Origin of the sequence: Thermomonas sp. (genome assembly GCF_041919455.1) — a bacterium.
Lineage (GTDB): Bacteria > Pseudomonadota > Gammaproteobacteria > Xanthomonadales > Xanthomonadaceae > Thermomonas.
Map to the genome: position 1 here is coordinate 148,641 of NZ_JAYRTQ010000008.1, position 11,732 is coordinate 160,372.

At 68.6% G+C, this 11,732-nt stretch carries 7 protein-coding genes; 4 read left to right on the forward strand and 3 right to left on the reverse strand.

The features are described 5' to 3' along the window. Window positions 1–31: 31 nt before the first annotated feature. Genes ACE3T8_RS07775 through pdeM form a run of 4 tightly spaced genes read left to right on the forward strand, consistent with a single transcriptional unit; the run spans window position 32 to window position 5,727 of the window. Window positions 32–1,021, forward strand: coding sequence for a ligase-associated DNA damage response exonuclease (locus tag ACE3T8_RS07775; protein WP_374608209.1), 990 nt, complete (start codon window positions 32–34; stop codon window positions 1,019–1,021). Then, entirely contained in the window at window positions 1,021–2,622 is a 1,602-nt protein-coding gene (locus ACE3T8_RS07780; RefSeq protein WP_374608210.1) for an ATP-dependent DNA ligase, read from the forward strand. Before ACE3T8_RS07775 ends, ACE3T8_RS07780 begins: the two co-directional genes overlap by 1 nt. Continuing rightward, window positions 2,619–5,093, forward strand: a complete 2,475-nt coding sequence (locus tag ACE3T8_RS07785; protein WP_374608212.1) for a ligase-associated DNA damage response DEXH box helicase — start codon at window positions 2,619–2,621, stop codon at window positions 5,091–5,093. Before ACE3T8_RS07780 ends, ACE3T8_RS07785 begins: the two co-directional genes overlap by 4 nt. After that, a complete protein-coding gene (gene pdeM, locus ACE3T8_RS07790) occupies window positions 5,086–5,727 on the forward strand; it encodes a ligase-associated DNA damage response endonuclease PdeM (protein ID WP_374608213.1) in 642 nt (213 codons plus the stop codon). Before ACE3T8_RS07785 ends, pdeM begins: the two co-directional genes overlap by 8 nt. Window positions 5,728–5,729: 2 nt before the next feature. On the opposite strand, the gene ACE3T8_RS07795 is transcribed toward pdeM, so the two are convergent. The 3 genes from ACE3T8_RS07795 to ACE3T8_RS07805 form a co-directional block, all read right to left on the reverse strand. After that, entirely contained in the window at window positions 5,730–10,082 is a 4,353-nt protein-coding gene (locus ACE3T8_RS07795; RefSeq protein ID WP_374608223.1) for a DEAD/DEAH box helicase, read from the reverse strand. 126 nt (window positions 10,083–10,208) lie between these two features. After that, complete coding sequence (locus ACE3T8_RS07800; RefSeq protein ID WP_374608215.1) at window positions 10,209–11,036, reverse strand: PdaC/SigV domain-containing protein; 828 nt, start codon at window positions 11,034–11,036, stop codon at window positions 10,209–10,211. Window positions 11,037–11,188: 152 nt separating this feature from the next. Next, a complete protein-coding gene (locus ACE3T8_RS07805) occupies window positions 11,189–11,398 on the reverse strand; it encodes a cold-shock protein (RefSeq protein WP_374357576.1) in 210 nt (69 codons plus the stop codon). Window positions 11,399–11,732 lie beyond the last annotated feature (334 nt).

Below are 11,732 nucleotides of genomic sequence, written 5' to 3' on the forward strand. Positions count from 1 at the left end.
GCCTGCACACGCCCGCCCCCATCCTTGCCCGATGCCAGATCTCGTCGTCCTGCGCCCCGAAGGCCTGTATTGCCCGGCGGGCGATTTCCATATCGATCCGTGGCGACCCGTCACGCGCGCCGTCATTACCCATGGCCACAGCGACCATGCGCGCATCGGCATGGGCGAATACCACGCCGCCGCGCCGGGCCTGCCGATCCTGCAGTGGCGGCTGGGTGAACAGGTCTATCACCCGCACGACTACGGCGAGGTTTTCACGCTCGGCGATGCACGCGTCTCGTTGCATTCGGCGGGCCATGTGCTGGGCAGCGCACAGGTCCGGATCGAGGTCGATGGCGAGGTCTGGGTCGCGTCGGGCGACTACAAGCGCCAGCACGATCCCACCTGCGCGCCCTTCGAGGTCGTGCCCTGCGACGTCTTCATCACCGAGGCGACCTTCGGCCTGCCGATCTACCGCTGGCCCGACACCGGTGACGTCGCGCGCGACATCGTCGCCTGGCGCGACGAATGCGCGGCGCGTGGCGAAACCGCGATCCTGTATTGCTACGCGCTGGGCAAATCGCAGCGCCTGCTGGCGGAACTCGCGGCGCACACCGATCGCCCCGCCTTCCTGCACGGCGCCATCGACACCGGCACCGCGATCTACCGCGAGGCCGGCATCCCGATGCTGGAGACACGCCGCATCGCCGACGAACCGCGCGGCAGCGACTTCGCCGGCGAACTGGTGCTGGCCCCGCCCTCGGCCGCCGGCAGCAGCTGGATCCGCCGCTTCCGCAATGCGCAGCAGGGCTTCGCCTCGGGCTGGATGCGGATCCGCGGCAACCGCCGCCGGCGCAACTACGACCGCGGTTTCGTGGTCTCCGACCATGCCGACTGGCCGGCGCTGCTGCAGACCGTACGACAGACCGGCGCGCGTCGCATCATCGCGACCCATGGCGCGGCCGACGCGCTGGTACGGGCGCTCAACGAAGACGGCATCGACACCGGCGTGTTCCGCACCGACTTCGGCGGCGAAGACTGATGCGCCGCTTCACCGACCTGTTCACCCGGCTGGATCGCAGTACCGCGACCTCCGACAAGCGCGCCGCGTTGGTGGACTACTTCCGCGATGCGCCACCCGAAGATGTCGCGTGGGCCTTGTGGTTGCTGGCCGGCGAAAAAATCGGCGGCGCCAAGGCGCGGATCGCGGGCAGCGCGGAGTTGCGCGCCTGGGTCGCGGAGGAAAGCGGCACGCCCGCCTGGCTGGTGGACGAGAGCTACGACGCGGTCGGCGACCTCGCGGAAACGTTGGCGCTGCTGCTCGATGATCCGCTCGAAACGGCCGACGACGCCCCCCTCCACGCGTGGATCGAACAACGTATCGCGCCGGTGGCCAATGCCGATCCGTCGATCCGCCGCGCAATGGTCGTCGATGCCTGGCGCACGCTGCCGTTCGCGCAGCGCTTCGTCTTCAACAAATTGCTGACCGGTGCATTGCGCGTCGGCGTGTCGCGTGGACTCGTGCAGCAGGCACTTGCGGAAGCATCGGGCGTCGACATCGCGCTGATCGCGCAACGCATGCTCGGCGCGTGGTCGCCCACGCCGGACTTCCTGCAACGCCTGACCTCGCGCGAGGCGCAACCGGGCGATGCGGCATCGCCCTATCCGTTCTTCCTGGCCTCGCCGCTGGAAGCCGGCGCGGCATCGCTCGGTGCAATCGAGGATTGGTTGCTGGAATGGAAGTGGGACGGCATCCGCCTGCAACTGATCCGCCGCGGTGGCGACATCGCCCTGTGGTCGCGCGGCGAGGAACGCCTGGATGGTCGCTTCCCGGAAATCGAAGCCGCCCTCGCCACACTGCCGCGCCATTCGGTCATCGATGGCGAACTGCTCGCCTGGCGCGACGGCGACCAGCCGATGCCGTTCACCGCCTTGCAGACCCGCATCCAGCGTCGCAAGCCCGGTGCGAAGACACTGGCCGACACGCCGGTGCGCGTGCTCGCCTACGACCTGCTGGAACTCGATGGCGAGGACCTGCGCGCGCGTCCCTTGTCCGAGCGACGGGCGTTGCTGGAAGAATTGCTCGCGACGCACGGCGATCCGCGGATCGTGATCTCACCGCGCATTGAGGCCGCGTCATGGGACGAGGCCGCAGCGTTGCGCGAAGGCAGCCGCGCACGCGGTGTCGAAGGCCTGATGCTCAAGCGCCTGGCCGCGCCGTACCAGCACGGACGCAAGCGTGGCGACTGGTGGAAGTGGAAGATCGACCCACTGACCATCGATGCGGTGTTGATCTACGCGCAGGCCGGGCACGGTCGCCGCAGCACGCTGTATACCGACTACACCTTCGCCGTCTGGGATGGCGAGGCGCTGGTGCCGGTCGCCAAGGCCTACTCGGGGCTGGACGACAAGGAAATCCTGAAACTCGACACCTGGATCCGCGGCCACACCACCGAGCGCTTCGGTCCGGTGCGCGCAGTGACGCCGCAGCATGTATTCGAGCTTGGCTTCGAGGCCGTGAATCGTTCCAGCCGGCACAAATCCGGCATCGCAGTCCGCTTCCCGCGCATCCTGCGCTGGCGCCACGACAAGCCGATGCAGGAAGCCGACCGCCTCGAAACGTTGCAGGCGCTTGCGCGATGAAGGCGACGACCCGGCCACGCACCACGTTCGACGCACCGTTGGCGGCCTGGTTCGCCCACCAGGGCTGGACACCCGCGCCGTTCCAGCGCGCCGCCTGGAAGCACTACCTGGCCGGGCGCGACGGCCTGCTGGTGACGCCGACCGGCAGCGGCAAGACCCTGGCTGCGTTCGGGGGACCGCTGTTGCAGGCCTTGCGCGATCCGCCTGCACCCAAGCGCAAGCGTGGCGAACTGGTTCCCGCGCGTACCCGCGTGCTCTGGATCAGCCCGTTGCGCGCACTGGCAAACGACACCACGCGTGCGCTGCGCGCGCCGATCGAAGCGCTCGGCCTGCCGTGGACCGTGGCGATGCGCACCGGCGACGCCAATGCGCGAGACAAGCGACTGTCGCGCAACGGCCAGTCCGATGTACTCGTCATCACGCCCGAATCGCTCGCCCTGCTGCTGTCGTATGCGGAAACCGCCGAACAATTGCGCGGACTGCGCGCCGTCGTCGTCGACGAGTGGCACGAACTGCTGGGCAGCAAGCGCGGCGTGTTGCTGCAACTCTGCCTGGCGCGCTTGCGGGCGTTGTCGCCGACGCTGCGCACATGGGGACTGTCGGCGACACTCGGCAACCTCGAGCAAGCACGCGACGCCCTGCTGCCGCACGCGCCCGATGCACCGATCATCGACGCCGCCAAGCCGCGTTCGCTGACGCTGGAAACGCTGCTGCCGGAGGCCCACGAGCGTTTCGCGTGGGCGGGCCACCTGGGCCTGTCGCAATTGCAACGCGTGGTCGCGCGCCTGCAGGGTGTGCGCAGCACGTTGCTGTTCGCCAACACGCGCTCGCAGGCGGAGCTGTGGCACAAGGCCTTGCAGTCGGTGTGGCTGGACGACCCCGGCATGCTGGCACTGCATCACGGCTCCATCGACCCGAAACTCCGGCATGCCGCCGAACAGGGATTGCGCGATGGCAGCGTGCGTTGCGTGGTCGCGACCTCCAGCCTGGACCTGGGCGTCGACTTCCCGGCGGTGGACCAGGTCATCCAGATCGGCAGCCCGAAGGGCATGGCGCGACTGCTGCAACGCGCCGGGCGCGCGCGTCATCGTCCCGGCGAAGTCGGCCACATCCTGTGCGTGCCGACCCACGCGCTGGAACTGGTCGAGTACGCCGCCGCGCGCAAGTCGCTCAACGCCGGCAAGGTCGAGGCGCGAGTGCCGCCACGCCTGTCGCTGGATGTCCTGGCGCAGCATTGCGTGACCCTGGCGCTCGGGGGTGGCTTCGACGCCGATGCGTTGTTCGCGGAAGTCCGCGGCACGCATGCCTTCGCCGACCTCGATGCCGCCACCTGGCAGGCCGTGCTCGACTTCATCGTGCAGGGCGGCAAGGCGCTGGTGCACTACCCCGACTACCACCGCGTGGTCCGCGACGAAGAAGGCACGTATCGCGTCGTCGATCGCAAGCTCGCATTCCGGCACCGGCTGTCGATCGGCACCATCACCAGCGACGGCCACGTGTCCGTGCAGTTCGCCAAGGGCGGGCGCCTCGGTTCGGTCGAGGAAAGCTTCATCGGTCGCCTGCGTCCGCGCGACCGCTTCCAGTTCGCCGGCAAGACCCTGGATCTCATCCAGCTGAAGGACATGACCGCCTACGTGCGCCTGGCCAAGCGCAATGACGGCATCGTGCCGCGCTGGCAGGGCAGCCGCATGCCGCTGTCGAGCATGCTGGCCGACGCGGTGCAGGCCACGTTGGCGGGCCCGCGCGATACGCCCGAACTGCGCGCCGTCGCGCCGATGCTGGATACCCAGGCGCGGCTGTCCGCACTGCCGACACCCGACACCTTGCTGGTCGAACAACTGGCCACGCGCGAGGGTTGGCACCTGTTCCTGTATCCCTTCGCCGGTCGCGCCGTGCACGAAGGCCTGGCCGCGTTGCTCGCGCTGCGCTGGGGTCGCCTGCACCCGAACACCTTCGCGTTCGCGGTGAACGACTACGGACTGGCTATCACCGCGCAGGCCCGCCATGTGCTGGACGCCGATGCGTTGCGCGCGCTGCTGGAAGAAGGCGACCTCTTCGACGACCTGCAGTCCAGCCTCAACCTGGCGGAACTGGCGCGCCGCCAGTTCCGCGACATCGCGCGGGTGTCGGGCCTGCTGTCGCCTGCCCTGCCCGGCCGCGCGCCGCGCTCGATGCGCCAGTTGCAGGCCTCGAGTGGCCTGCTGTTCGACGTGCTGTCGCGCTTCGATACCGACCATTTGCTGCTGGAGCAGGCGCGCCGCGAGGTCTTCGAAGCGCAATTGGACGTGCAGACGCTGCGCGCCACGCTGGCCGATTGCACGCGGCGCACGTTGTCGCTGCAGCAACCCGCCTCGCTCACACCACTGTCATTCCCACTGTGGGCCGAGGCGATGCGCGGCAGCCTGAGCACCGAGGACTGGAGCACGCGGATGCGGCGCGCCGCGGACGCGCTGGAACGCACGCATGCCTGAGTCGATGGACATCGTCCTTGCCGGCGAACCGGTTCGCTTGCTCGCCGATCGCGCGCTGCATTGGCCAGCGCGGCGACGCCTGTTCATCGCCGACCTGCACCTGGGCAAGGCAGACACCTTCCGTGCCGCCGGCATTGCCTTGCCGCGTGGCGGTACCGCACTGGACCTCAGCCGCATCGCCGCGCTGGTCGATGCCGCCGAGGCCGATTCGGTGTGGATACTCGGCGACATGCTGCACGGGCGCACCGACCTGTCGTCGTGGCGCACCGCTTGGGACGCGTTTCGAGAGCGACATCCGCGCCTGTCGATCGCCGTCGTCGACGGCAACCACGATCGCGCCCTGCACCACGCCGGACTGGACATCGAACTTCTTGGCGATGCGGTGCGCGACGGTCCGTTCGTGCTGCGGCATGCACCGGCGTTCGACCCGCGTGGCCATGTGCTGTGCGGGCATCTGCATCCGGTGCTGAAACTGCCCGGGCAGCCACGCACGCAGGCGTTCTGGTTGCAGCCGGGCTGCACGATATTGCCGGCGTTTTCGGCCTTCACCGGTGGCCATCCGCTGCGGCTTGGCCGTGGCGATGTGGCCGTGCTCTGCAATGGCAGCGCGCTGGTGAGCCTCGGCGCGCGTTGAGCTCAGCCCTCGACCGACGCCTGCATCGCGACCTGCGCGTGCGACAACAGGCGCGGATCGCGCAGCAATCGCTGGCGTGCCGCATCCGCATCGGACGGCGAAAGCGCTACCAGCATCTCGACCGTGTTGCCGATCTTGCGGGCCACGGGCACGCCGTCGCACAGGAGCAGTCGCGCACCCGACTGGCGCGGCAGCTTCTCGCCCGGAAGCAGCGTGCCAACCAGATTCAACGGATCGCTGGCGGCAATCATGATGAGTTCGCCATCCTTGGGCCGGCTGCGGGTTTCGCGCAGGCCCGCCACCGCTTCCGGCAAGGCGAACTGCTCGCCGGCGATACCGGCCACGAAGCGCCCACCGCGGAGTTCGCCGCGTGCTTCCATGCGCCGGTACACCCGCGCCAGTTCCCGCCACGGCGGCAGCCAGGCGGCTTCGCGTTCCAGCAGGCGCCATGCCACCACGCCGTAGCGGCGCAACAGCACCTGCGCCACGTACTCGATGGCATCCGCATCAGGCGGACCGGCCGCGCTGCGCGCAAGGCTCCAGCGCCCGGCATCGCGGATTCCCGAAATCGCACCGCGGCGCATCCGCCGGCTGCCGGGATTCGGCCGCTTGCCCTGCGGCAGCAGCAACGCACGCAGGCCGGCATAGCTGTCGCAATGGGCGATGCCGCGCGCCACCAGTTCGGCCAGCGCCTCTTCCAGTTCGACGTGCAGCAGGCGGCAGACATCCAGCAACTCGTCGAAGAAGGATGCGCCATGCGAACGCAACGCCTCGACCACCAACCGTGCGCGCGAGGAGATCCCGTCGCTGTTCGCCGTGGTGCCGGCGATCGCGGCCCAGCGCGGCAATTCGCGTCGCGGCACCAGCACCAGCGGCGTGGCCCGCACCGGCGCGCGACCGCCCTTGCCGGTATCGGCACCGGCCTGCATGCGCAGCCGCGCCCATGCGATGCGGCCGGCGCTGCACTGCGCATCCAGCCAGTCGATCCCGTAATCGGCCAGCCTTGCGGGCAAGACCTCCGCTTCCCAACTGCTGGCCGCGCACTCCCAGCCTTCCAGTTGCGCAAGGACGCTGGCCAGTGCATCCGGCCCGCGCAATCGGCTGCGCGCCGACAGGTGCTGCCAGTCGCAGAGGAAACGCATCGCATCGGCCAGAGAGACCGGTTCGATCTCGCGCCGCAACCGGCCCAGCGTGTTGCGATGGATACGCGCCAGCAGGTGGCGCTCGCACCACTGTTCGCCGACCAGCGCGGGATCGAAGCTGCCGCGCATCGCGGTGCCTTCCACTTCGAGTGCGGCGAGCGCGCATTCGATGTCGCTGGCCGGCACCTGCAGCACGGCCGCGAGATCGAGTGCACGTGTCGGCCCGCTTGCGCTCAAGCGGCCGCGCACCAGTTCGCGCAGGGCGTCCTCGCGCGTCGCCGGAACCTCCGCGCCATGCGTGAGTTCCAGCGGCGGGGCGAGCGGTGCATCCGGATGCAGCACCTGCAACTGCGGAAGCCGTTCGACCGCCGTCCACAAGCCGCCACCAACCTGCACGCAGGTCGCGCGACGGCCCGCGGCCAGCAGCGTGAGCAGCGGCGTCCAATGCGACGAGACGGCTTCGGCGGCAGCGATCGCACCGAGCTGCACCAGCGCCTCGTGCATCTCGTCGGCGTTGCGCACATCGGGCCAGGCGTCCTCACGCACGCCGGCGATCGCGCCGGCATCCAGCAGGCCGAGGTCGCGCACCGCGCCTGCATCGCCGAACCGCCGCGACTGCACCGCCTGCGTGCGGCGTTCCTCGAGCGGCGCATCATCGAGGAAAGCATATGGCGCGGCATTCAGCGCCTCCGCGGCAAACGGACTCGGCGCGGTGAGGTCGCGGGCGACGATGTCGATGCGGCCGCTTTCCAGTCCGCGCAGCACCTCCAGCCAGCCCTCGGCATCCATCGCCTCGCACAGGCAATCGGTGAGTGACTGCTGCACCAGCGGATGATCGGGCACCTGGCGGTCGCCGACGATGTTCTCCAGGCAGGCCACTTGGTCCGGGAACACCGTCGCCATCAGGTCTTCGGACTTCATTCGCTGCAGTTGCGGCGCGACTTTCTTGCCGCCGCTGAAACGCGGCAATGCCAAGGCGGTGCTCGCGTTCCAGCGGAAACGCGTCGGGAACAGCGGCGCGTCGAGCAGCGCCTGGACGAGGATGTCGCGGGCGGTATTCGAATGCAGGAACGACGCCACGTCGAGCAACGGGAAACTGTGGCTGGTCGACAGCGACAGCACGATCGCGTTCTCGGTCGCCGCCGCCTGCAATTCGAAGTTGAAGCTGCGGCAGAAGCGCTTGCGCAGGGCAAGGCCCCACGCCTTGTTGATGCGGCTTCCGAACGGTGCGTGGATCACCAGGTGGGTGGAGCCGGCCTCGTCGAAGAAGCGTTCCATCGCCAACTGCCGCTGCGTCGGCAGCAGGCCGAAGCCGGCGACCTGCGACGCGCAGTACTCGAGCAGCTGGCGCGCGCCTTCCGCCGAAAGCCCGACCTCGTCCACCAGCCAGCGTTGTGCGATGCCCTCGCCTTCCGCCAGCTTCGCCTGCAGTTCCTCGCGTAACCGCGAGACGGCGTGCGAGAGCGCATCCGTGCGGCCCGGCGCTTCGCCCAGCCAGAACGGGATCGACGGCGGTGCACCCTGCGCGTCCTCCACCCGCAAGCGGCCGGGCTCGATGCGCAGGATCCGGTAACTCGCATTGCCCAACTGGAAGATGTCGCCGGCCAGGCTCTCGATCGCGAAGTCTTCGTTGACCGTGCCGATGCCCACGCTTTCCGGCTCCAGCAGCACCGAATAATCCCCGACATCGGGAATCGTGCCGCCACTCTGGATCGCCACCTGGCGCGCGCCACGACGTGCACGCAATTGCCGGTTGACGCCATCGCGATGGACCCACGCACCGCGGGTGCCAAAGCGGCTGGCATAGCCTTCGGCCAGCATCTTCAGCACGCCGTCGAATGCCTCGCGGGTGAGTGCGCGATACGGCCAGGCGCGCTGAAGCATCGCGAACAGCGCGTCTTCGTCCCAGTCGCGGCTGGCCACCTCCGCCACGATCACCTGCGCCAGCACGTCCAGCGGCGCTTCCGGCATCGGCATGCGGTCCAGCTCGCCACGACGCACGCCGTCCAGCAGCGCCGTGCATTCCATCAGGTCGTCGCGCGTGGTCGCGAACAGCCGTCCCTTCGGGACGCCGCCGACATGGTGGCTGGCGCGACCCACGCGCTGCAGGAACGCCGCCATGCTGCGCGGGCTGCCGAGCTGGCAGACCAGGTCGACGTCGCCGATGTCGATGCCGAGTTCCAGCGACGCGGTGGCCACCAGCACCTTCAACTCGCCGCGCTTCAGGCGTTGCTCGGCGTCCAGCCGCAGTTCCTTCGACAACGAGCCGTGGTGCGCGGCCACGTGCTCCTTGCCGAGTCGCTCACTCAGGTGGCGCGCCGCACGCTCCGCCATCCGCCGCGTGTTGACGAAGACGAGCGTCGTGCGATGTTCCCCGGCCAGCGCCTGCAGGCGATCGTGCACCTGCTCCCACTGCTCGCCGCTGGCGACCGCGCTCAAGGGCGACAGCGGCAGTTCGAGCGCAAGGTCGCGCGGCTTGTCGTGGCCGACGTCGACGATGCGGCAATCGGGCTGGCCGTCCGCATCCACGCAGGCGCTGCCGACCAGGAATCGCGCCGCGTCCACGATCGGCTTCTGCGTGGCAGAGAGCCCGACGCGCGTCGCTCGCTGGCCGACCAATGCATCCAGGCGTTCCAGCGAGAGCGAGAGATGGCTGCCACGCTTGCCTGGCAGCAGGGCATGGATTTCGTCGACGATCACCGTGCGCACGCCGCCCAACATCGTGCGGCCCGACTCGGAGCCCAACAGCACGTAAAGCGATTCGGGCGTGGTCACCAGGATGTGCGGTGGCCGCTTGCGCAAGGCCGCACGCTCGGACTGCGGGGTATCGCCGGTGCGCACCGCGGTGCGGATGTCGATATCGGGCAATGCCTGCGCGGCCAGTTCCTCGCGGATGCCGGCCAACGGCGCGTCGAGGTTCAGATGGATGTCGTTCGACAGCGCCTTCAATGGCGACACGTACAGCACCAGGGTGGCGTCCGGCAGTCCGTGCGCCAGCCCTTCACGGACCAGCGCGTCGATCGCGGCAAGGAACGCGGTGAGCGTCTTGCCGGAACCGGTCGGCGCGGCGACGAGGGTGTCGTGGCCCGACGCGATCGCCGGCCAAGCCTGCTGCTGGGCCTCGGTGGGCGCGGGAAAGCGGCGCGCGAACCAGTCGGCGACGGCCGGGTGGAAGCCGTCGAGCACCGAGGCAGCGGGAGGTCGCACGTGCATGCCCGGATTATCCGCCGCATCGGCATGGCTGCCACGCACGGTGCGAGCCGTCGGGCTGAAATCGAAGCGGATCTGCGCGTTCACCCGCGCAGCGTGCGCAGATGCGGTCTCAGCGGATGAGAACGATCAGCCGGCGCGGAACAGCGGCTTGTAGTCGGGCGCCACCAGCGGCACCAGGACCTGCGCCGGCACGTCCACGGTGCGCGTGCCGTCCGAATACGGTCCCACCTGCGCCGGCGGGAACACGAAGCGCAGGGCACGGATGCTGCCATCGGCGTTCATCACCGGCTCGAAGCGGGTGAAGTTCGCGGCGGCCGGCGCGGTGCCGTCGTCGATCATCCTGCTGCCGCTGCGCAGCGCCTGGGCGCGCTCGTCGCCCTCCAGCGCATCCTCGTCCAGTTGCTGCGACAGCGCGGTCATCAGTTGTTCGCGGCAATAGTCGGACACGGTTTTCCAACCCGACGCATCGACGATCAGTTGCTGCGAGCCGAGCATCTCGTTGCGCTGGGGCAGCCAGACGAAGCGCTGCACAAGCGGGTTGCCGTGCGCACCACCGGTATAGCTGCTGCCGTCGGCCGCGGCCGCGACGATCCGCGGCGTGTCCACCAGGCCGGTGAACTGCAGGCTGAGGTCATACGGAGCAGTGGGCTTGCTGCCCTTCAGTCCCGCCACCGCCTGCATCAAGTCGGCGCGGGCGGACTCGGCGTAGGCCTGCAAGGCCTGCGCGAGCATCGGGTGCTTGCCGATCCCCTGCGGATAGCTGATGCCGACGATGTAGTCCGGCTTGGTCTCGATCACGTCCTGCAGCGCAACCGGGGCGGCCACGGTGCCTGGTTGCATCGCCTCGGGACCAGCCACGGCGGGCGCAGGCGAACCGCCTTCGCGGCCACAGCCGGACAGCAGGACAAGGGCGAATGCGGGGGCGAGGACGAAGGTCGGGGTACGGCGAATCATGGGCGGTCTGGACGAATCGGGGGATGGGACCGGACGACCGCCATGATGCCTGATCACCGGTCGGGTGGATGCAGTCGTTTCGATGCAGAGAACGACGCGCATAAAAAAAACCCGGCCGAAGCCGGGTTTTTTCAGCGCGATGCGCGGGTCTCTTACGAGGCCTGCACTTCATCGGCCTGCAGGCCCTTCTGGCCCTGCACGACCTTGAAGGTCACCTTCTGGCCTTCCTGCAGCGACTTGAAGCCGGTGCCCTGGATCGAGCGGAAGTGGACGAAAACGTCCGGGCCGCTTTCCGGGGTGATGAAGCCGAAGCCCTTCGCGTCGTTGAACCACTTGACGGTACCAGTCTGACGATCCGACATGTTGTATTACTCCTAGAACAGTTTGAAATGGTGACACGACCCGCCGGGGGAACCGGGTACAAGTCGCGACTGTCGAGCAAGGGGTAACGCACACGATGTAGCGGATCACTCGGATCTACCGCATCGGGTCACGATGTACCGTGATCCCGCTTGAAACAGTGGGCGCACCATAACCTGTTTTCGGGCACAAATGTGAATGGCCCGGGATTTTTTTTGGTTCATCTCCCAACTGAGGGAAGAGGCACACGGCCGACCCGGTTAGTTTGTCGTTGTCGAGACAACAAACCGGGGGTCGGCCGTGGCCGACGGCGATTGTATTGCCCAGCTCGCTGGG